This window comes from Flavobacterium anhuiense (genome assembly GCF_004151235.1).
Taxonomy (GTDB): domain Bacteria; phylum Bacteroidota; class Bacteroidia; order Flavobacteriales; family Flavobacteriaceae; genus Flavobacterium; species Flavobacterium anhuiense_A.
In genome coordinates, this window is record NZ_JUIV01000004.1 from 271514 (window position 1) to 295373 (window position 23860).

At 35.4% G+C, this 23860-nt stretch carries 15 protein-coding genes; 4 read left to right on the forward strand and 11 right to left on the reverse strand.

Annotated features, from left to right (window positions below; all coding sequences use genetic code 11):
* Positions 1-22: 22 nt before the first annotated feature.
* The 10 genes from NU08_RS08465 to NU08_RS08510 all read right to left on the reverse strand — a co-directional run bounded on the left by NU08_RS08465 (position 23) and on the right by NU08_RS08510 (position 18955).
* Positions 23-1513 carry a cellulase family glycosylhydrolase gene (locus NU08_RS08465; protein WP_129746697.1) on the reverse strand — a complete coding sequence of 497 codons (1491 nt, stop codon included), beginning with the start codon at positions 1511-1513 and terminating at the stop codon, positions 23-25.
* Between the two features lie 95 nt (positions 1514-1608).
* Positions 1609-3846 (reverse strand): glycoside hydrolase family 3 C-terminal domain-containing protein, encoded by a 2238-nt coding sequence (locus NU08_RS08470; RefSeq protein WP_129746698.1) that lies wholly within the window; start codon positions 3844-3846, stop codon positions 1609-1611.
* 88 nt (positions 3847-3934) lie between these two features.
* On the reverse strand, positions 3935-5506 hold the full coding sequence (locus tag NU08_RS08475) for a GH39 family glycosyl hydrolase (RefSeq protein WP_129746699.1): 1572 nt from the start codon (positions 5504-5506) through the stop codon (positions 3935-3937).
* Between the two features lie 143 nt (positions 5507-5649).
* Complete coding sequence (locus NU08_RS08480) at positions 5650-7656, reverse strand: glycoside hydrolase family 97 protein (protein ID WP_129746700.1); 2007 nt, start codon at positions 7654-7656, stop codon at positions 5650-5652.
* Positions 7657-7973: 317 nt separating this feature from the next.
* Entirely contained in the window at positions 7974-10373 is a 2400-nt protein-coding gene (locus NU08_RS08485; protein ID WP_129746701.1) for an alpha-xylosidase, read from the reverse strand.
* Between the two features lie 129 nt (positions 10374-10502).
* Entirely contained in the window at positions 10503-12989 is a 2487-nt protein-coding gene (locus NU08_RS08490; protein WP_129746702.1) for a glycoside hydrolase family 2 TIM barrel-domain containing protein, read from the reverse strand.
* Positions 12990-13122: 133 nt separating this feature from the next.
* Entirely contained in the window at positions 13123-13995 is an 873-nt protein-coding gene (locus NU08_RS08495; protein ID WP_129746703.1) for a hypothetical protein, read from the reverse strand.
* 22 nt (positions 13996-14017) lie between these two features.
* On the reverse strand, positions 14018-15592 hold the full coding sequence (locus NU08_RS08500) for a RagB/SusD family nutrient uptake outer membrane protein (RefSeq protein ID WP_129746704.1): 1575 nt from the start codon (positions 15590-15592) through the stop codon (positions 14018-14020).
* A gap of 11 nt (positions 15593-15603) precedes the next feature.
* The gene (locus NU08_RS08505) at positions 15604-18732 is read right to left on the reverse strand and encodes a SusC/RagA family TonB-linked outer membrane protein (RefSeq protein ID WP_129746705.1); all 3129 of its coding nucleotides are present in this window, start codon (positions 18730-18732) and stop codon (positions 15604-15606) included.
* Positions 18710-18955 (reverse strand): hypothetical protein, encoded by a 246-nt coding sequence (locus NU08_RS08510; protein WP_129746706.1) that lies wholly within the window; start codon positions 18953-18955, stop codon positions 18710-18712. Before NU08_RS08510 ends, NU08_RS08505 begins: the two co-directional genes overlap by 23 nt.
* A 387-nt stretch (positions 18956-19342) precedes the next feature.
* On the opposite strand from NU08_RS08510, the gene NU08_RS08515 reads away from it, so the two are divergent.
* The 4 genes from NU08_RS08515 (at position 19343) to NU08_RS08530 (ending at position 23603) form a co-directional block, all read left to right on the forward strand.
* Positions 19343-20059: an NUDIX hydrolase gene (locus NU08_RS08515; RefSeq protein ID WP_129746707.1), complete on the forward strand. Its 717-nt coding sequence runs from the start codon at positions 19343-19345 to the stop codon at positions 20057-20059.
* 35 nt (positions 20060-20094) lie between these two features.
* Positions 20095-20796, forward strand: coding sequence for an NUDIX hydrolase (locus NU08_RS08520; RefSeq protein ID WP_129746708.1), 702 nt, complete (start codon positions 20095-20097; stop codon positions 20794-20796).
* A 163-nt stretch (positions 20797-20959) separates the two neighbouring features.
* Positions 20960-22756, forward strand: a complete 1797-nt coding sequence (gene lepA / locus NU08_RS08525; RefSeq protein WP_129746709.1) for a translation elongation factor 4 — start codon at positions 20960-20962, stop codon at positions 22754-22756.
* A gap of 229 nt (positions 22757-22985) precedes the next feature.
* Positions 22986-23603 carry an outer membrane beta-barrel protein gene (locus NU08_RS08530; protein WP_129746710.1) on the forward strand — a complete coding sequence of 206 codons (618 nt, stop codon included), beginning with the start codon at positions 22986-22988 and terminating at the stop codon, positions 23601-23603.
* 57 nt (positions 23604-23660) lie between these two features.
* Here the strand turns inward: NU08_RS08530 and NU08_RS08535 are convergent, their stop codons facing one another.
* Complete coding sequence (locus tag NU08_RS08535) at positions 23661-23858, reverse strand: hypothetical protein (protein ID WP_129746711.1); 198 nt, start codon at positions 23856-23858, stop codon at positions 23661-23663.
* Positions 23859-23860 lie beyond the last annotated feature (2 nt).

Sequence of the window (23860 nt, forward strand, 5' to 3'; positions counted from 1 at the left end):
TATATGGTTTAAACTAATTTTTTCACTTTAATCCGTCTATTAAAGCGTTTAAAGCTTGTGTGTCGAAGACGGAATTATTAGCTCTATTCATGATTCCGAAACCATTGTTTCCTAAGCTTCCTTCATCCCAATAAAATGGTAATAATCCGTTTGCTTTTGCTGTTTTTACGACCGTTTTTAAATAATACGCTCTTGAATTTAAATGTAATGTAAGCGCATCTCCCGTTAAAGTTGTTCTACGGATTGCACCAAATTCTCCCAATAAAACGGGAATTCCTTTATCTACAAATTGAGTTTTCATTAATTTAAAGCTTTTCTCTAAATCGGCTTCTTCTCCCCAAGTTGCATTTCGTTCTGTATCGGTTGTAGAATGAAATCCTGCACCCCAATAATAGAACATTTTACCCCAAGTTTCGTCTTTGGTTAAACCAGCAAAATTCCAAGGAGAATAATAATGAACTTCGACCATCATTCTGCCCGTTACTTTATCTACTGGCAATGTAGTCATTAATTTGTTTGTTTTTTCAATATCTGTTGTTGGACCTTGAACAACCAAAACACGCGTTGCATTTTTTCCTCCAGTTGAACGAACTGCATCAATAAAAGTTTGGTGATACGAAGTTAAAACTGCCATTTGCGTAGCATCTTCAACCGCAGGTTCGTTGGCGCTCGCGAAAAGTAAATGTTCGTCGAAACCTCTTAAATGTGTTGCAATTTGTTCCCAAAACGCTTTTTGTTTGGCATTGTTTTCTACTTTTTTGGCTTCGGTAATATTGTTTTCCAGCCAACCGCCGTCCCAGTGGATGTTTACTACGACATACATATCGTTATCAACGCAATATTGAACCACTTCTTTCACTCGGTTTAACCAATCCACTTTGATTTTTGCTGTTGCAGTATTTTCTAAATTCTGATTCCAAGAACACGGAATTCTAATTGCATTAAATCCGTTTGCTTTTACAGCATCAATTAAAGCTTTAGTCACTTTTGGATTTCCCCATGAGGTTTCGCCTCCAGTTGCTTCTAATGTATTTCCAATATTCCAGCCTAATTTAATTTTTGCTGCCAATTCAACCGCCGAACTTCCCATTCCAGATGCATCAGCCGCAATTGGGTTAGTGTTGTAACTTGGGTATAAACTTCCTGCTGCCTGTGAAACTAAAATTGCTTCTGAGGCAAGTTCACCTCCACTTAACGTAATCACTGCATTTCGAAGATCTGTAGTCGTATTTTCTAAAGCAGTAATTTTTACCACAGTTTGTCCCGATGTTCCAGTAGTCTGACTTAATTTTATCCAACTAGCAGAATTACTCAAAGTCCAAGTGACACCATTAGAATTAATCGTTATTTCAATTGTATTTTCTTTGCTTTCAAAATCAATTTTGCTTGTAGTAGAAGAAAGCGTTTTTATAGCTGGCGGATTTTCTTCTTTATCTGAGCTGCAAGCTGAAACTCCTAAAAAAGCAAAGCAGAGAATAAAAGATAAAAGATAATCCTTGATTGTTTTTTTCATTTGGTTTGGTTTAAGTTAAGTGTAAGTTTTTAAAATCAACGCCAGCTTTTTATGGGCTGGCGTTGAGAGTTTGGTTATTTTAAGCAATAACAGTTTTATTTAACTGTTACCTGAATTTCTTTCTTAATATCTCTTGAAGAAGTTCCCAATTTGATAGTGTATTTTCCTGGTTCAACTGTCCATTTTTTAGAAGCAACATCATAATAAGCCAATTCTTTTACTGGTACTTTGATCGTTACTTTTGCTGAACTTCCCGCTTTTACATCTGCTTTTTTGAAACCTTTTAGTTCCTGAGCTGCACGTGTAATTTTAGAATCAGATTTTGAAGTGTATAATTGAACTACTTCTTTTCCGTCTACTTTTCCTGTGTTTTTAACATCAACAGAAACTTCGATTACGTCGTTTTGAGCATAGGAAGTTTTATCTGTTTTAGCATTATCAAGTGCGAAAGTCGTGTATGATAATCCGTAACCGAAAGGATATAATGGCGTAACATTTTTAGTATCAAACCAACGGTATCCAATTAAAAGACCTTCTGCATAATTTACCGCTTTGTCTCCAGGGAAACTGTTTGTGGCATGCGCCGGAGAATCTTTTAAAGCAACTGGCATTGTCCAAGGTAATTTTCCTGACGGATTTACTTTTCCTAAAATTACATCCGCCAGAGCATTTCCTCCTTCAGAACCATTAAACCAGCTCCAAACTAAAGCAGAAGATTTTTTGCTTACTTCATTAATATCAAATGGAGCACCCGCCACCATCACTACAATCGTTTTTGGATTAGCTTCTATTACTTTTTTGATTAATTCTTCTTGTCCAAAAGGCAAGTGCAAATCTCTACGATCAGAAGCTTCTGTTTCGTAATCACGGTTTGAACCCGCAAAAATGATCGCAACATCTGAGTTTTTAGCTGCATCAACCGCTTCTTGAACTTTTGCTGGATCTAGTTCGTCAATTGTAACCGGACCATTAGCCGTAATATTTCCTAAATTTCCTCTGTTCTTTTTATCATAACGCTCTAAATATCCTTCCGCATAATTGATTTTAACTGATGAAGGCAATCTATTTTTAAGACCTTCTAAAGGCGTAACTTCTCTTTTTGTTTTAACTCCCGCTCCAAATCCGCCAAGAGCATTTTTCTTTGTTGCATTATTTCCAATTACGGCAATAGATTTAATTCCGTCTGCTTTTAGCGGAAGCGCATTATTTTCGTTTTTCAACAATACGATTGCTTCAGCAGCAATTTTGTAAGCGTCTTGGTAATGCGCTTCGGTTGCGATGCTTCCTTTTGCGCGCTCGCCTCCGCCCATTGCTTTCACTTGGAATAAAACTCTTAAAATACGTTTTACATGCAGATCAATTTCTTTCTCAGAAACTTCACCAGATTTAACTGCTGCAATTAATTTATCGGCTAAGAAGAATTCGTTGAACGGTTTTGGTGTTCCCATTTCAATATCCAAACCATTTTTCAAAGATTTTGCTGTTGAATGCACCGCAGCCCAATCTGAAACTACTACACCTTTGAATCCCCATTCGTCACGAAGGATTTTATTCAGCATATAATCGTTCTCACATAAATATTCTCCTCTGAATTTATTGTAAGCGCCCATAATACTATACGCTTTTGCTTCTTTTACCGAAGCTTCGAATGCAGGAAGATAAATTTCGCGAAGTGTACGCTCATCAATTTGCACATCTACAAAATCGCGATTCGTTTCCTGATTATTTGCTGCGTAATGTTTTACGCATGCCATTACATCTTTTTCCTGTAAACCAACAATCAAAGGCACGGCAATTTTTTTATTCAAAAACGGATCTTCAGACATGTATTCATAAGTTCTTCCTCCAAGCGGTGTTCTTACCATATTGATCGCTGGCGAAAGCAACATATCTTTATCTCTGGCACGTAATTCTTCTCCTAAACTGGTTCCGAAAGTATGCGCCATTTCTGCATTCCAAGTTGCAGCCAAAGCACCACCCGCTGGATAATACGTTGCAAAATCGTTTGTCCAACCAGCCGGAGCCCAATTGTCTCTTGAAATTTCCTCACGAACTCCCAACGGACCATCGGCCATTTTTAATTCTGGAATTCCTAAACGTTTTACGCCTGCATTTGCAAACATGCTGTTTCCGTGAAGCATTCCCACTTTTTCTTCCAATGTCATCTGTGAAATCAGTTTATCGATTTCGGCGTCATGGTCTGTGCTTATTTCTTTTCCAACGTATTCTTCGGTCTGCGTCGAATTTGAAGCTAAGGTCTGTGCATCATTTTTACAAGAAGTAAAGAATGCAAAAACTAGAGCTGCTGAAAGGAACATCATTTTGTTTTTCATAGATAGTTAGGTGTTTTTGGATTTAAAGATTTTTGATTCCTCACGCATAGACTTCAAATCCAGTTAATAATTATATTGTTTGTGGTTTTTATTCTTTGATTAAATTAAGAAAAAAAACATCATTCTCATTGATTTTAAATTCCTTGCTAAAAGTTCCTTTTCCGTCAATTGTAATTTTTTCTGTCGAAATCGGCGCGCCGTTATTTTTCTCTTTTATTGAATTAACTTGCTCACGTGTTAATTGACTTGGTTTATTCATAGCCATATAATCCGCGTAAGCGTCATTCACTTTATAACCGACTTTGTATATTTCTAAAAGATATTTTCCTTTTTGTATTCCGTCAATTTCAACTTTCACTTTTCCTTTTTCTTTTGATGGAAGATCTTTAATGTAATAGGTTTGATTCAATTCTTTATCACCAGGATGCGTATTCGTAAAATCCCAAAGCAAAACTTGCACATCGCCTTTTGCATTTTTAGAAGTCCAAGAAGCTTTATCTGAATTTTGAAGTTCTGTTTCTCCCAATTTATTCATTAAATAATAAGAGAAATAGGCTGGCTTTTTAATTCCCTGTGTATTCAACAATCCGAAACCGCCATGAAAAGGCGTAAATCTTGGTCCCGCTTCTTCAAAAATATCGGTAAAAACCCAATATGACATGGAGTTTGCAGCATTTCCAACTTGTTTAATTTTTTGCAAAATATATGCTGCCGAATGATAACTGTCGTGAATTGGATCTGCCGGTGTGTAAGATGAACTCCATTCTGTGTAATGCAATTCTAGATTTGGTTTAACCGATTCTGTAATCAATTTTCTTGAATTGATAATTTCACCGCTTACACTCCATTCATCCTGATTCAAAATTGTTCCCGAAGTTCCGAATTCGTCCAAATAACCATGTTTCACTCCATAAGTATGTGTCGAAACAAAATCCATCGGAACATTATTCTTCGCACAAAAATCAATTGTTTCAGCAACCCATGCTGAACCTGCTGTTGCTGGTCCGCCGACTCTGTAAGCTGGATTTACTGCTTTTACACCGCGAGCTGCGTAATCGTATAATTTGAAATATTCTTCCTGAGTTCCAGTCCAAAATCCTGGCGATAAATTCGGTTCGTTCCAAACTTCAAAATACCAAGTTTTTACTTCTTCGTCTCCATAACGCTCTTTAAAATGTTGGGTTAAATTTCTAATTAAATCCTCCCATTTTTTATAATCTTTCGGTGGCGTTACGTTTCCTTTCCACCAAAAAATGGTTTCTTTTCCACTCGCCAAAGCATTCGGCATAAAACCTAATTCTACAAATGGTTTCATTTTCAGGCTCACAATATAATCAAATAAAACATCTACATATTGGTAATTATATTCTGATTTTCCTTTTTCGTCTTCACGATAAACGGCCATATCATCAGACAATAAACCATGAAAACGAATGTATTTAAAATCGCATTCTTTTTTTACCAATGCTAATTGCTGCTGCCAATCGGCGCGAAGACCTTCATTTGCTCTTCCCGCACCAATGCATTCTTTAAACATGGTGTTTAATTTTCCTGCTTCTTTTTTGAAATCAACTTTTATGATTCGATTTTCAGCATTATTGTTTTGTCCAATGATTTGGATTGAATGAATTAAAACCAATAATATTAAAATTCTTTTCATCTGAAAATATGTTTATTATTATCCTAACAGGTTTTAGAAACCTGTTAGGTATCTTTTACGCTCCTAATCTTTAGCAACTAATTCATAAGTTCTTCTAAATTAAACACCTAACAGGTTTTGGAAACCTGTTAGGATACTTAAAATTATAATTTCTTGAATCTTACTGCGCCACCGCCAGCTCCGCCTAATTTCAATTGTAATTTATCTGATGCTTTTACTGTTTTTTTCGAAATTGCCACTGCTTCTGGATTATGAGTCTGATCTGTTCCTTCAGCATCAACATAAATTTGTGCTTCGTAAGTGGCATTCGAATCTAAGAATGATAATGAAACTTCTACATTTCTTGGTTTTTCATTTGTTAAAGTTCCTAAATACCAATCAGCACTGTTTCTGTCTTTTCTTGCTGTTGTGATGTACTCACCAATTTTTCCTTCTAAGATTTTTGTGTCTTCCCAATCTGTTGGAACATCTTTTAAGAATTGCAATGCTGGTTTTCCTTCGTAATTTTCAGGAAGATCGGCTAACATTTGAATTGGAGAATAAATCGTTACATACAATGCCAATTGCTGTCCAACTGTTCCTTGAATTCTTTTTCCTGGATAACCTTGTTTTACCTCAACATCAAAAATTCCAGGCGTAAAATCCATTGGTCCCGAAAGTAATCTTGTAAACGGAATAATACTTAAATGGTTAGGTGGATTTCCTTCACTCCAAGCGTTGTATTCTTGTCCGCGTGCTGCTTCTCTCGAAACCATGTTTGGATAAGTTCTTCTTTCTCCTGTATCTTTAATTGATTCGTGGTATAAAACGGCTAAATCGTATTGTGCCGCTTTTTCTAAAATGTATCTGAAATAATTTACTCCAAACTGCCCAAAGTGCATTTGTTTCATATTCAGTTTAGAACCAACGTGACCAATTTTTACGGTATGAATTCCTAATTTTTTGTATAGAGCAAAACCTTCGTCAACTTCTTTTAAGTAGTTAATCAAGTTTGAACCCGTTTCGTGATATCCGATTAATTCGATGTTCTTTTTCTTTCCATATTCAACCACTTTTTCTAAATCGAAATTGTCAGCGCTTTTCGTGAAGCTGAACATGTGCATACGGTTTTCATACCAAGCCGGAGTCCAGCCTTTGTTCCAACCTTCAATCAATAAATGGTTGAAACCTTCTTTTGCTGTAAAATCGATATATTCTTCGGCGTGTTTTGTAGTTGCTCCTTGTTTGTCGCTTTCCCAGAAAGTATATTTCCCGATGTGCATTCCCCACCAAATTCCTAAATATTTATACGGTTTGAAATAGCTGTTTGTATTCTTTAATTTGTTTGGCTCATTCAAGTTTAAAACCAAATAAGAAGTAATTAATTCTCCTGGATTTTCTCCTATTTGAATCGTTCTCCAAGAAGAAGTAAACGAATCTTTTACACGAACTTTAATTCCATCAGCCCAAGGCACAAGATCTGATTTTAATTCTGTTCCTTTTGTGTTTACCAAAGTCATACTTGCGAAGTCATACAAGTTTGCTTCGTGGAAACTTAAAGCCAATCCGCTTTTGCTTTCAATTGTTAATGGAGTTAAAACGGTATCCAAAGTGCTTACTGGCGCATCTTTAAATAAATATTCATCACGGTCTGGTCGGTTTGCAGGAATCCACCATGCTTTTCCATCTTCTTTTAAGTTAAAAGTCGTTTTTTCATCCATGATGAAAATACTGTCTTTTACATTTTGTTTTGGATAAACATATCTGAAAGCTACTCCGTCATCAAAAGCACGAAACTGAATCTGTAGTTTTCTTTTGTTTCCTGTTTTTTGCTGTAAATCGACTACCAATTGATTGTAGTGATTTCTTATGTTTTTCTTTTCTCCCCAAACTTGTTCCCAAGTCTCGTCAAACGTAGAAGTTTTTGCTCCTTTAATTTCAAAATTTGAACTTAAGTCTTCATTTCCTTTCAATATAAATCCCATATCCGACGGAGAAATTACTTCTGTCTTTCCGTGAGAAACGGCATATTTTGGAGCATTTTTTACCAGCTCAAATTTGATTTTATTTTGTCCGTTTGGCGATGCCAATTCGTAAGCATTCTTAGTTTTTTGACTGTAGCCTATTGTTATTGAAAACAGTACGGCTGGGAGAATTAGATAATTTTTCATGTTTTTTGGAATTATTTTTTGCCACGAATTTCACTAATTTCCACGAATTGAATTTGTGATAATTTGTGCAATTTGTGGTTGCATTTTTTTAACACATAGAAATATAGCTCATTGGAGTCTTTAAAAAAAGGCGTTTCACTTGTTTAAATTCACATAGTTTTCTATGTGTTAGAAACTAGTTTCTTTCCAATTTCTTTATTCACAAATATGAAACCTATGTTTCTATGTGTTTAAATATTTTTATTTTTTCACCACAAATTCCACAAATTATCACAAATTCAATTCGTGGTAATTCGTGTAATTTGTGTTTAACTTTTTTATTTAATCCACTCGGTTTTAAAAGTGGTTTTTCCGTTTAATGGATTTGCTGCTACGTCGAAATTGTTTCCGTTTTTGTTCACTTTTATTTCCTGAACAGCATCACCTTCCGGTAAAAATACTTTGGCTGTTGCCGAAGTCGTTTTATCGCTTGCGAATACTTTTAATGTCAATTTGCTCCAATCCATATCTTTTGTAGACTGCGCTAAACCGATGTGCGGAATTGCAGTTCCGTCTTTTACTAAAACTACGATTGGCACTTCACCCGCTTTGATTTTATGCCAACCAGATTGGTACACTTTTTTAGTTTGATAATCAATCCAAGTTCCTTCTGGAAGGTACACGTCTCTTTCTTCAACTTCTTCAAAAAGTGGTGCAACCAACATACTTGAACCAAATAAATATTGATTATCTACTAACCAAGCTCCTGGATCGTTTGGATATTCTACAAAAAGAGCTCGCATCATTGGCAATCCTTTTTGAGAACTTTCTTTTGCTTGAGCGTAGATATATGGCATCAATTCGTAACGCATATTATCAGCTTTTCTAAATCCTTCTAAGAATTCTTTGCTATATAACCAAGGCTCGCGCGGAGGTTCGCCGTGGCTTCTTACGTGTGAAGTAAACATTCCGAATGGCGTCCATCGTCTGTAAATGTTTTCAGGCGATTTGGTTGCGAAACCTCCAACATCATGACTCCAGAAACTGAATCCGCTAAGACCTAATGAAAGTCCACCGCGTAATTCTGCCGACATTGCGCCGTTTGAAGTTTCAGCATCTCCACCCCAATGCAAAGGATAACGCTGCGATCCTGCCCAAGTACTTCTAGCCCAGATTAAAGTATATCCTTTTTCTTTTTGAGTAATTTCTGCAACTGCTTTATTGTATCTTAATGGATATAAATTATGCTCGTAGAAACCTGTTCTTCCAGAATGGTAAATTCCGTCTGGCGGTGCTGCTTCTCCAAAATCAACCTTAAAAACCGCGACCCCATCATCAAACAATTTTTTCAATTTTCCTTGGTACCAAGAAATAGTTTCTGGATTCGAGAAGTCTAAAACAGCATCTTCATAAGGAAGATTTCCTTTTCTGTCTCTAACGGCTAAATTTTTATCCATGATTTCTGGAAACAAAGTATTTTTTGGCGTGAAATAAGGCAACTGCCAAAGACAAACTTGGAAACCATCTTTCTTTAAATCAGACATCATTTTTACAGCATCTGGGAAACGAGATTTTGCAAACTCGTAGTTGTTTCTCCAATCTACATCAAACCAGCCTGTGTCAAAGTGAATAACATCGGTTGGAATTTTGTATTTACGCAAATCTCTTGCAACGTCACGTCCTTCTTTTTCTGAGAAATAGGTAATACGGCTCATCCAGAAACCGAATGACCAAAGTGGTGGCATGGCAGCTTTTCCTGTCAAATTGGTATATTGATCTAAAATGTCTTTTGGTTCTCCAATAAAGAAAAACAAATCGGCTTCGTCGTCTCCAATATACATTTCGTTGGCACTTGAAAAGTATTTTCCAAAGTCAACTGTAATTGGTGTGGAATGATGCATAAAAACTCCGTATCCACGACTGCTCATGTAAAACGGAATTGGTTTATACATCGTTTCATTTTGGATTCCGTTTGCATCATCTGCCCACAAAACTACTTTTGAACCGCGTTTGTTGAATTGTGTGAATGATTCACCGCAACCAAATATTTTTTCGTCTGGTTCCAAACTGAAAGCCGCGCCCATACTTCTTGAATAATCGCTGTTTCTGCGAACGTAAGAAAACGGAAGTGTTGGTGTATAGGTGTTTTTAAAATCAGTATCATGAAGTGTACTTGTCAGCAATTTCCCTTTTTCATCGTAGATTTTTACGTGCCATGGTTTTACTAATATTTCAACTCGTCCATGTTTGCTTGTGTAACTGTGACCACCTTCGATTTTAGCATATTTCCATAATTCAGGGTGATTTGGCGCAACGCCGTCAACCAACATTAAAGATGCTGCCTGAGGATGAAATTGAGGTCCAGAAGTCGTTTTGATTCTAACAGTTCTATCTGAAACAAACTGAATTTCGAATGGCAAAACTGGCGAAGCTTCATATTCTGTTGTTGGAAATTCGTTTGCTTTTTCTACATCGGGTTTCATCATCATGTTGTTGAAAGCCTGACGTGTTTTATAATTGTATCGCAAATATTTTATGGTTCCTTTTCCTGTTGCAGGATCAAAAGAAGCTAGTTCGTCTGCGAAATAAAAAGTGTTCAGATAGTTCTGAAAATCTTTACTGATATCTATTGGAGCATTTAATACATCTGCATTTTGGATTTGAGCAGTTGCATTTGGAACTACTAAAAATCCAAACATTAAGGCAGAAAACAATGCGGTTAGTTTTGAGTTTTTCATTGGTTAATAATCTAGATGTTAGTTTATCCTAACAGGTTTCCAAAACCTGTTAGGTATTTTATTTATATCTTAATAAAAATCTATTGATACCTAACAGGTTTTGGAAACCTGTTAGGATAGCGTAACTTATTATTCTGTTGTTATTACAATTGTAGCTTGTTTTAAGCCATTCGCTTTAGCGGTCAATTCCAATCTACCTGATGTATCTCCAGATTGTACAATCACCAAACATTTTCCTGCCAAAGCCGTATGTTTAGTTCCTTTGTACGGTTCATGACTAACTGGATCTCCACTGCAAACGCCTACGATTTTTCCGTTTCCTTTTAATGAAAAGTTGATTTCGTTATTTGCATTTGGTGCTAAAGTTGCTTTATCATCTAAAATATCAACTGTAATAAATGACAAATCATTTTTATCCGCTTTGATGGTGCTTCTATCTGCAGTTAATTTTAATTGTGCAGGATTTCCAGCTGTTTTGATTTCTTTTTCTAAAACCATTTTTCCATCTTTACGAGAAATGGCTTTTAGAGTTCCTGCTTCAAAAGGAATTCGCCACATTACATGTAAATCATCTCCTTTTTTGCTTCTTTTTCCAACTGATTTTCCGTTTACGAAAAGTTCCACCTCATCGGCTTTATTGTAGTATGCCCAAACATCAACCGTTTGTCCAGCTTTCCAGTTCCAATGTGGGAAAATATGAAGAACCGTTTTATCTGTCCATTCACTTTGGTACATATAATAAACGTCTTTCGGGAAACCTGCCAAATCTACAATTCCGAAATACGAACTTACCGATGGCCATTCGTATGGAGTTGGTTCTCCAATGTAATCGAAGCCAGTCCAAATGTACATTCCTGAAAGGTAATCGTGTTTTTTAATCACTTTCCAAGTCGCTTCGTGCGTAGAACCCCAAGGCGCTTGAACCTGATCGTAAGCTGAAACAGTATTCTCTGGATTTCCTTCAGTAAATTTAAGATCCCATCTTACTGGCCATTTTTTTATTGTATCAGAAACAGCATCATAATATCCTCTTGTCTGCAAACCTGAAGTAGTTTCGGTTGCGATAAAAGGTGTTTTCGGGAAATTTTCCTGATGATGCGAATAGGTTTGATGCGCATAATTGTATCCTATTAAATCTAAAACTCCAGAAGCAGCAATTGGATTAATTTGAACATTTTTCTTCTCAAATTGCAACGTTACCTCGTTAATATTCATATTGACTGGCGGATTCATCGCTGCAGTAATCGGACGTGTTTTATCATATTGGCGTACAATTCCAGCTAATTCTTTGGCAATTTGCAGTCCGGTTTCGCTCCATTGATCTGGAATTTCATTTCCAATGCTCCAAATAAAAATACTGGCATGATTACGGTCACGAAGCAATTGATCTGTCAAATCTTTTTTATGCCATTTTTCCCAATCATTGGCATAATCGTATTTTGTCTTATTCGTTTTCCACATATCAAAAGCTTCATCCATTACAATGAAACCCATTTTGTCGCAAAGCTGTAACAGTTCTGGAGCTGGAGGATTGTGTGAAGTTCTGATTCCGTTTACGCCCATTTCTTTCAAAATCTCTAACTGTCGTTGGATTGCTCTTGTATTGATTGCAGAACCCAGCGGTCCTAAATCGTGATGCATGCAGACTCCTTTTATTTTGACTTGCTTTCCATTCAAAACAAAACCTTTGTTCAAGTCAAATTTAAAATCTCTGATTCCGAAAGTAGTTTTGTATTGATCTATTATTTTATCGTCAAGCGAAATTTCGGTAACAGCTGTGTACAATTCCGGTTTTTCATCTGACCATAAAATCGGATTTTCAACTTCTGCAGATTGCTTTATAGTTTGATTGTCATTCGCACCAATTGTTATATTTTGAGTAACCGATGTTACTTTGGTATCTTCTTTAAAAATAGTAGTCGTTACCGTTGCCTTTTTACCTTCTTTGTATTGATTTTTGATTGTTGTTTCAATATTTACCGAAGCTTTTTCAGCGGTAACTTTTGGAGTTGTAATGTACGTTCCCCATTGTCCAACGTGAAGTTTATCTGTGGTTTCGATCCAGACATTTCTAAAAATTCCTGAACCCGAATACCAGCGTGAATTAGGTTGTTTTGAATTGTCAACCTTAACAATTATTTCGTTGTTTTTGTCTCCGTAATTTAAGTATTGAGAAATTTCATATTGAAAACCAATATATCCGTTTGGACGTTTTCCCAAATAATGGCCATTTATCCAGACTTCACTGTTTCTGTAAACGCCATCAAAAGTGATTGAAGTTATTTTTGTACTGTCTTCTGCAGCGACTTTAAATATTTTTTTGTACCAGCCTAAACCTCCGCTAAGAGATCCTCCTCCATAACCAGCAGGGCTTTTTTCATCAAATTTTCCTTCAATGCTCCAATCGTGAGGAACGTCTAAAGTTCTCCATTTTGTTGAAACTCCAATCGTGTCTTTATCGACTATACTATCATTAAGGTGAAAGCTCCAGTTGGCATTAAAAGAAACTTTTCGGTTTACAAATGCATCTTGTTTTTTGTTACAAGAACTGAATACTGTGATTCCTACTAACATTAGTAAGAACAATCTGTTCCTAAAACTTTTTCTTTTATTCATGAGCATTGTTTTTTGTTTGAAAATTAAGTTAGAACTAAAATTATATTTTCTCCACCGCTTAAAACAAGTAGTAAGTCTCAGTTTTAAAAAATAGCACCTATTTTAAAAAGCTGAGACTTACTAAATTAAACTATTATTGTTTTGCCACCAAGTGATAAATTAAGTAATCACCATCTGCCCTGATCGCTATAAAAGCCAATGTTGTTTCGGTAAGTTCTACAATTTGCACATTAGTAAAACTAAAAGCAGAACTATAATAGCTCGCAACCATTGGATGTAGCATTTCTGTTCCTCCGTTAAAACCAAGTCTATCATTTGTTGAACCTGGCGTCAGGCTAAAATTAAAAGTTCCGATTTTAGTTTGCTGTGTAGTATTGCCTAGCGCTGAATTAGTTTGTTTTACGGAAACATTATAACCTCCATTAAGATCAAATGTAATTTCTCCCCAATCTTTATTTTCCAGACCTGCCCAAGAAATATCAGATAAATTTGGCCACCAACCATGACCGCTTACGGCAATATTCTGATAAGATGCTGGTTTGCCGATAAATTCAAGAGGTGCAGTCATGTACAATACCCATGTTTTGCCTTCAACTCCATTAGTTAGTAAATCCCATCTTGGATCACTAAATAAACTCGTATCATTTTCTGTAACGGTTACTGTTTTTGTCGAACTTACTGAACCTCCTTGTCCAAAGGCAGTAAGGCTAATGTTGTAAGTGCCTGAGAATGGCAGTGAAATCGTAGTTTCGTTCAAATTACTATGTCCTAATGCATTGCCTTTACTATCTGTATAACTAAAATAAGGAATAATTCCTGGAGTCAAGTTCTTTAATTTTACTACATTTCCGCCCGGTTTTGCTACAAGATCCTGAGTAACCTCAAACTTTACATCCGATTTATCCATTATACTATCTAAAGAATAGGATTCAGGGGAACAAGATGGTATAAGAAATAGTACCACTAACATCAAAAATGATGTAATTACTAATTTAGTCTTTTTCATTTTTTTCATTTTTTAGTTAATATTACCAACCCGCATTTTGTTTTAAAACTCCACCAGATAACGTTATTTGTGTATTAGGAATTTGTTGCAATCCTTTTGTAGCTTGAATTTTAGCCGCTGAGATTGTTTTTGTTCCAGCCACACCGCCGCTTAGCAAAGTTGTAGTTTCTGCGATAGTTGAAGAAGCCGTTCCAATTCCTTGACGCAATAAGTCCCAATATCTAACACCTTCTAGAGCAAATTCTAAATGTCTTTCTTTCAGTATATTATCTTTACTTACTGGTAACGATGTAAAATTGGCTTTATAAGCTCTTTGTCTCACTTGATCGAAATAAGCCTGAGAATTTCCGCTTTCTAATTCGGCAGCCATCAATAATACATCTGCATATCTTATAACCACATAATCTTGAAATTGACTTATATCCCAGAATTTGCTACCCAATTTAATAGGAAGTTCTAATCCGTTCTCATCAACCATTGGAGTATATTTTTTATTATAATATCCAGTATACTCTCTTTGGCTATTCAATTTGTCAAATGGAATATTTTCTTCAGCGATTCCAATTATACTTGCGTCTCGTCTTGTATCATTAGCATCGTAAATATTCCATAATTTTGAATTTACAGTAACTCCCCATCCATGTCCGTAAGGGTAAGAGGAGAACTCTCTCATTCCGAACATTACTAACCAAGCATTACCATCTGTATTTCCATTGTAATCACTAGTATAGCTGTACTTTATAGCAAATACTGTTTCTCTATTATCTTCTCCTGCATATTTATCAACTGATGCTGCTGGCCACAAAGCAGAAAAATCATCAACTAAACCATGTCCACTTCCTGCGATAACATCTTCTAAATGAGCTAAAGCTTGGGCTTTTGTAACCACTCCTACTAAATCAGTTTTTCCGTAGTATCCTGTATAATATAAAAACACACGGCCTAATAAAGATTTTGCTGCCCACTTAGTAACATGTCCGCTTGTTGTAGCACTATATCCAACTGCTGGCAAATTGTTTGCAGCAAATACTAAATCTTCTGCTATAACTTTATAAACCTCATCTGGATTTGCCTGCGGAATATTTTCAGAAGACGGAGCTATTAATAATGGGATGTTACCCCACAAACGCACCATTTCAAAATAAATATATGCTCTAATAAATTTAGTTTCCGATTCGTAAGTATTTCTAAGAACTGTATCACCTTTCCAGTCAATCTGATCCATTTTAGACAAGAAAACATTACAACGATAAATCGCTTTATAATAAGCAATCCAGTTGCTGTTATATAAATCTACATCTGCTGGAGAACGGCTGATATCAAACTCATCTACAGCTGCCAAATCGTAACCATCAGAAGCACCACCTCCGCCAAAACAGTCATCAGACATTACTTCGCTCATTACAGGAATTCCTCTACCGCCAGCGCCAGTTGCAACTTGTAAACCGTCATAACAACCTACTAATGCTGAAAAAGCATCATCTGTAGTTTTATAAAAATTCGTGTCTGTTTTTTGAGTCAAAGGTTCTGTATCTAAACTGCAAGAACCAAGAGATAATAAACTCAAACAGAAAATATATAAATAGATATTTTTCATTTTTTTAATTATTAAAGTTTAATATTTAATCCCATCATAAATGTTCTTGGTCTTGGGTAGTAACCTATATCCACACCTGAAGAAAATTTCTGATCATTGTTTGAAGAACCAAATCCAATTTCTGGATCCATCCCATTATATTTAGTAAAAGTGTAAAGATTCAATACCGAGAAGTAAAGTCTAAACTGGCTTGCAAAGAATGGTTTTGATTGTTTCATTTTTGCCAAATCAAATCCTAATGTAACTGTACTTATTCTTAAGAAATCTCCATTCTGTAGGTATAAATCTGAAAATTGCGTAAAGTTTCTGTTGTCTTCTGTTACTTTTGGAGTAGTGTTTGAAGTTCCTTCTCCGTGCCAACGATCTAAGATTGAAGAATTATAATTGCCATAAGCTCCAGATTGATCTCTATAAGATTGTACGATTTCATTTCCTGCTACACCATTTGCATTAAGATAGAAATCAAAAGCCTTATAATTTGCAGATAATGAGAATCCATAAGTAAAGTCAGGATTTGGTTTCCCTATTTTGGTTTTATCATCGGCGTTTATTTTATCATCTCCGTTAGTATTTACATAGATAACATCTCCTGGAGTTGCATTAGGTTGCAATACAATACCGCTTGCCGACTTATAATTGTCAATTTGAGCTTGGTTTTGAAAAACACCCGCTGTTTTATACCCCCAGAAATAACCTAATGGCTGTCCGTTTTCTGCTCTATAAAATTCACCAGCATTAGCATAAAGCTCATTAGTTAAACCATGGATAATACCATCTGAAGTAGGTATTTGTCCCACTTTATTTTCATTATAGGCACCGTTTGCACTAATACTATAATTAAAGTCGCCTATTTTATTTTGATATTGCAATGAAAGCTCTAATCCTCGGTTAACTACATCACCACCATTAATATATGGGGCATCGGCACCCGCTGTTGCTAATACTGGAGCCAAAATCAACCAGTCTTTATTTGTTTTTTTGTACGCATCAAAAGTTACACTAAGCGCGTTGTCTAAAAATCTGGCATCAAAACCAAGATCGATTTGCTCTGATGTTTCCCATTTTAAATCCAAATTAGATAATCTGTCAGGATAAGCTCCAGGAGTAAGAACACCTTCTTTGTCACCAAAAGTATAATTGGTATTATTTGATTTTATAGTTGACAAATATTGGAAAGGCCTTGCATTTTGATTTCCAACTTGTCCCCAGCTTGCTCTTAATTTTAAAAAGCTAAGTGCTGATTTATCTTTCAAGAATTCTTCATTTGACACTACCCAACCTCCAGATATTGATGGGAAATAACCCCATTGGTTTTCTGGAGAAAAAACAGAAGATCCGTCTATTCTATAAGTGGCATTTATCAAATACTTTTCTTTGTAATTGTAGTTTAATCTTCCATAATAAGACATTCTTTTGGTCTCACTTCTTTGACCATTCATTGACATTTTGGCTCCGTCTTTATTGGTAGCATTATCTAACCAGGCATGCTGCAAATCATTAAAAATGATATCTGCATTGGTTGCACCAATTGAAGTTCCGTCATAATTAATAGATGATGTACCCGCCATGGCTTCGAAATGATGATTATTAGCCACATTAAATTTATATGTCAATAAGTTATCCCAAGTAAGTGTTTTTCCTTTGTTCATACTTTGGTTAACTGAGTTAACGGTACTATTTGCATAAATTGACAAGCGATAAATAGGAGAATAAGAATGCCCCTCACCTGCATAATAATCAAGACCAAGCGTAGTTTTGAATGTTAAGTTTTTGATTGGCTCAATTTGCAAATACACATTTCCAAGCAATTTCTGGTTGTTGCTTTCATTTTGATTGTTGTAGACCATCATTGCATATGGATTTGCCTGACCTGCCAACCACGGTTCTGTATCATTTGTAGTATCGTAATAATTCCCCTTGTCATCATACATTGGCAATAATGGCGAAGTCTGGAAAGCACTTCTCAAAGAATTGTTGTATTGATTCCCAACACCAATTCCGTTTTTATTAATGTATGCAAAACTTAAGTTTTCTCCCAATGTTACCACATCTTTGTAAAGCTTATGTTCTGAATTAAATCTAAAATTATAACGTTCATAGTTAGACAAATCTGCTCCGCCTACAACTCCTTCTTGCCCTAGGTATGATAATGAAGTTGAGTAAACTGACGAGTCAGAACCTCCTGATGCACCAAAAGCGAAATTTTTAGTAGCGGCATTATCCGTAATCACTTTATCCATCCAGTTGGTTCCTGCTCCTAATTGAGCAATTTGAGCACTTGTAAAATAAGGAGCTTTCCCAGAATTTACCGCTGCTTCATTTAATATCGTAGCATATTCTGTTGCATTTAGCATATCCATTTTTCTTGCTACAGATTGCACGCCGTAATATTGATCAAATGTAATTTGACCACTCGCTCCACGTTTTCCTTTTTTTGTTGTTACTAAAATAACCCCGTTTGAAGCCTGAGATCCATAGATTGCAGCCGAAGCAGCATCTTTTAAAACAGAAATAGATTCAATATCAGAGTTACTTAAATAAGAAATATCACTTGTCAATATTCCGTCTACAACATATAAAGGAGAAGTTCCACCTGTAGAACCAGCTCCTCTGATCACCACATTTAAACCCTCCCCAGGTTGTCCTGAAGTTGATGTAACCTGAAGACCAGCGGCCTGTCCTTGAAGTGCTTGTAGAGCATTTGTCGTATTTGTTTTAGCAAGGCTCTCTCCACTAACCTGCGTAACAGCATTAGTCACAAGAGTTTTCTTTTGTGAGCCATATCCAATTACTACGATTTCTTTAAGCTCTGCAGCTTCTGGCTGCAAAACTACATTTACTGTTTTTTGACTTCCAACCGTAATTTTCTCTGTTTTAAAACCTACAAAAGTGATCACTAAAACATCGCCTGCTTTAGCCTCTACTTTATATTTTCCATCAAAATCGGTAACCGTACTCGATTTTGTTCCCTGTACAAGTACAGTCGCTCCCGGAACCCCAAATCCGTCTTCAGAAGAGGTAATTGTCCCACTTACAGTTTTGGATTCTTGAGCAAATCCAAACTGCATCATAAATACGCTAAGCAGCACCGCCATAAAATATGGAAGCTTTGTTGTTTTAATACAATTTTTGCTTTTCATAATAAGAATTGATTAAGTTTAAGTTATAGTTAGTGTTTTCTACCCTAAGAGAAATCTGAAAAAAACTTCCCAAGCAGGTCATGTCAGAAATGAGGGCCTGAATCTCATTTCTAACATTTAGTGCTTGTAGACTATAAGCAACTTCAAAATCGATTCTTTCGGCAGAATTTGATGATGGTAATCTCATCAAAAAGCGATTAAAATCAATTCCTAAAAAATACATTTGTGGTAAGTTTAAGTTAAGTGTAGTTTTGTTTTTTTACTTATAGTCAATTTGAATTTATCTTATGGTAAATTTGACTACAAGTGTAAAACAAATTTTCTGTATTAACAAAATATTAGGGTTATTTTTTTTCGATTCTGATTAATCCTAACTTCTTTTTATTAATGCCATAAAATTTAAACAAGAATCGAAACAAAAATTGAAATAAAACCATCGTTTTATAAAATTGACAATCAGTCGTTTAAGATTTCACCTAATAGGTACACTTTTTTTATGGCCTTTTAAACAACTGATTGTCAATTTTTTGTTTCGTTAAAAAAAATATAAGGCCTTCAAAAAGGCTAATAATGATTTTATTTATTTAATTTGTCAAAATTTATCTCATATATGATTGAAAATGTAGACGACAAAACCGCTCATAAAAATGAAAACAGCGCGATGAATGCCATCACGATTGACTGTGTTATTTTTGGTTTTGATAAGGGCAGTCTTGAAGTTCTTTTAGTGCAGCATGCTGAAGGTATCAGTAAAGGAAAATGGGGACTTCCAGGAGGATGGATTTATAAAAAAGAAAGTACAGACAATGCCGCTCATCGTTTATTGAACGAGCTGACAGGTCTTGATAATATTTATCTGGAGCAGCTTAAAGCATTTGGAGATCCAGATCGTTTTCCGCTGAGACGTGTTATTACAATTGGTTATTATGCTCTTGTAAAAAGAGAAGATTATAATATTAAAGCAGGTTTTACCGCTTCTGATGCCCAATGGTATAAAATCAATGAAATTCCAGATTTGATTTACGACCATAATGAGATTTTAGATTACAGTTTAAAACACCTTCGAAACAGAGTTCGTCAAGCGCCAATTGGATTTAATCTTCTTCCTGAAAAATTTACTTTATTGCAATTGATGCAGTTGTATGAAGAAATTTTGGGAATCGAAATGGACAAGCCCAATTTCAGACGAAAAATTCTGCACATGAAACTCTTGGTGGCATTAGACGAAAAACAGCAAGATGTTTCTCATAGAGCAGCTCAACTCTATAAGTTTGATCCTGAGATTTATGAGAAATTAACTGAAAAAGGATTCAATTTTGAATTCTAAATTTTCTATACACAAAATAACACGACAATAATACATTGACTGAAATAACTACTAACTATCATAAACCAGCTGTAGAGGGAATCACAATTGACTGTGTTTTCTTCGGATTTAATAAAGAGAGCCTCGAAGTTCTCTTGGTTCAGCACGCTCAAGGTGAAAGCAAAGGCAAATGGGGACTTCTAGGAGGTTGGCTTCAGCTCGAAGAAAGTGCTGATGATGCCGCGCAACGTATTTTGCAAGAACTTACAGGACTTGAAAATATTTATCTGGAACAGCTAAAAGCATTCACAAATCCAAAACGTGTTCCAGAAAGACGTGTTGTAACGATTGGCTATTACACTTTGGTGAATCGTGAAGATTATAATATTAAAGCCAGTTTGAGAGTTATCGAAGCCAAATGGTATAAAATCAATGAAATTCCTGAGCTTATTTTTGACCACAATGAAATTCTAAATTTTAGTCTATTGCAGCTTAGAAACCGTGTACGTCAGGCGCCGATTGGTTTCAATCTTCTTCCTGAAAAATTTACTTTGTTGCAGCTCATGCATTTGTATGAAGAAATTCTTGGAATCGAATTGGACAAATCTAATTTCAGACGAAAAATTCTTCACATGAAATTGCTCACAGCATTAGATGAAAAACAAAAAGACGTTTCGCACAGAGCTGCCAAACTTTATAAATTTGATGATGAGATGTACAAAAAATTAACTGAAAAAGGGTTTAATTTTGAATTTTAACGCCAATTTTAATTCACATCTTTCAACTATCTAAAATCTGCATTCCAGAATCCAAAACTTTGCGCTATCTTTGCGCCTTAATAACATGCTTTAAAGCAATTGCTTTGACGCAGATTATTTCCAAAAAAAGACTTAAAATCGATTAGAGAACCGATATATTAAAATGAAGAAGATACGTAATTTTTGCATTATTGCACACATTGACCACGGTAAAAGTACATTAGCAGACCGATTACTAAGTGCGACACAAACCGTTACAGCTCGTGAAGAAAAAGCGCAATTGCTTGACAACATGGACTTGGAGCGCGAGCGTGGAATTACCATTAAGAGTCATGCCATTCAGATGGAATACAAATACAAAGGCGAGGAATATATCTTAAACCTAATTGATACTCCTGGCCACGTTGACTTTTCTTATGAAGTTTCTAGATCTATCGCTGCCTGCGAAGGAGCTTTATTGATTGTTGATGCGGCACAAAGTATTCAAGCACAAACAATTTCAAATTTATATTTAGCACTTGAAAACGACTTAGAAATCATTCCGGTTTTAAATAAAGTCGATTTACCAAGTGCAAACCCAGAAGAAGTTAGTGATGATATTATCGATTTACTTGGTTGTAAATTGGAAGATATTATTCATGCTTCAGGAAAAACTGGTTTTGGTGTTGAGAACATTCTTGCTGCCATTATCGAAAAAATTCCTGCTCCGAAAGGTGATCCAGAAGAGCCATTGCAAGCTTTAATTTTTGACTCGGTTTACAATCCATTTCGTGGAATTGAGGTAATCTTTAGAGTTGTAAATGGTGAAATCAAAAAAGGCCAGAAAATTAAATTCATGGCTACAGATAATGAATATTTTGCTGACGAAATTGGTACTTTAAAATTAAATCAAGTTCCTAAAAATGTGGTTTCAGCAGGAGATGTTGGCTATTTGATTTCTGGAATTAAAGAAGCTCGTGAAGTAAAAGTTGGTGATACGATTACAGATGCAAAAGTTCCGACAACGAATATGGTTGCTGGTTTTGAGGATGTAAAACCAATGGTATTTGCTGGTATTTATCCTGTTGATACAGAAGATTACGAGGATTTACGTTCTTCAATGGAAAAATTACAGTTAAATGATGCTTCTTTAGTATTTACTCCAGAAAGTTCTGCGGCATTAGGATTTGGTTTCCGTTGCGGATTCTTAGGGATGCTTCACATGGAAATTATCCAAGAGCGTTTAGAGCGTGAGTTTGACATGACTGTAATTACTACGGTTCCTAACGTTTCGTACTTAGCTTATACTAAAAAACATCCAGAAACTCCAATCGTTGTAAACAACCCTTCAGATTTACCAGAGCCTTCAAAACTGGACAGAGTTGAAGAGCCTTTTATTAAAGCTACGATCATTACAAAATCTGACTTTGTTGGAAACGTAATGAGTTTATGTATCGAAAAGCGTGGTTTAATTACCAACCAAACTTACTTAACAACTGAACGTGTTGAATTAAACTTTGACATGCCATTGGCCGAAATTGTATTCGATTTTTACGATCGTTTAAAAACAGTTTCTAAAGGTTACGCTTCTTTCGATTATTCTCCAATCGGAATGAGAACTTCGAAATTAGTTAAGCTTGACGTTCTTTTGAATGCACAAACTGTTGATGCACTTTCTGCATTGATTCACGAAGATAACGCTTACAACATCGGTAAAAAAATGACCGAGAAATTACGCGAACTTATCCCAAGACAGCAATTTGATATTCCGATTCAAGCGGCAATTGGAGCTAAGATTATTGCTCGTGAAACTATTAAAGCACTTCGTAAAGACGTTACCGCAAAATGTTACGGTGGAGATATTTCGCGTAAGCGTAAACTTCTTGAAAAACAGAAAAAAGGTAAAAAACGTATGCGTCAGGTAGGAAACGTTGAGATTCCGCAAGAAGCATTTATGGCTGTTTTGAAATTGAACGACTAGACTTTCTTTTTAGATAAAAGAGTAAAGAACAAAGATAATAGACTAAACCCGATGACTTATGTTGTCGGGTTTTTTATTTGTTTAAAGTTAAAAAATTATAACGTTAAAACTTACAAATTAAACAGATTATTAACTCAAAAAATTCAATATTAACTCATTCGAATAAATCGCAAGCCTTTTTAACACAAAAAATGTATTTTTAATCTTACAACTTTAACATTACAAGACTATGAAAACCAAATTATCTGTTATTCTAGCATTATTTACATTTTACTTTGCAAATGCACAGCAAGATCAAGTTGACTCAGAAATGAATTCTGCAAAAGGTATTACTTTCCAACATGGCGATATGTTTATAGAAGGTTCTATTCAGATCACTACTGGTGGAGATAAAGACTATTATGCTTTTAATCCCAAATTTGGATATTTTCTTAATGATAAATTTGCCGTTGGGGGACAATTGAGCTATTCTAGTAATAAAGTTGAAGCAACCGATGAAAAAACTAATATTTTTGGAATCGGTGGTTTCGCAAGATATTATGTATTGGAACTCGATAAAAAACGATTCAAAGCTTATGGAGAAGTAGGTTTGGGATACGGCAGAAATAAATACGAAAGTCCAATTACTGGTACAGATAATAGCAATAGTCTAACAGCCAATATCAATGTTGGTTTAAATTATTTCGTAACTAAAAACATTGCCGTTACTTTTACTCTTGCTAATTTATTATCATACAACAGTGTTTCTCCAGAAAATGGCCCATCGTCTGACACTTTTCAATTAAACATCAATTTATTTGAAAACATCTTTGACCAACCAAAATTCGGATTATTGTTTAGATTTTAATCCTCTTGTAATAATATAACTTAAACCCTCAATAATTCAGTTTATTGAGGGTTTTTCTTAAGACAGAAGTGTTCCGCATATTCCTAATCCAATAAGCAAATATAATGCTCCAATAATAAAACAAACTTTTGCTGCATTGGGATTGTTTTTCTTAATTGCGAAACCAATAATTGCCATTAAAATTGGCGGCCCTACCATAATCGCTACAAAAAACGCAACCAAACCATTTAAATTACCAACTTCTAGTGCTGTCATAT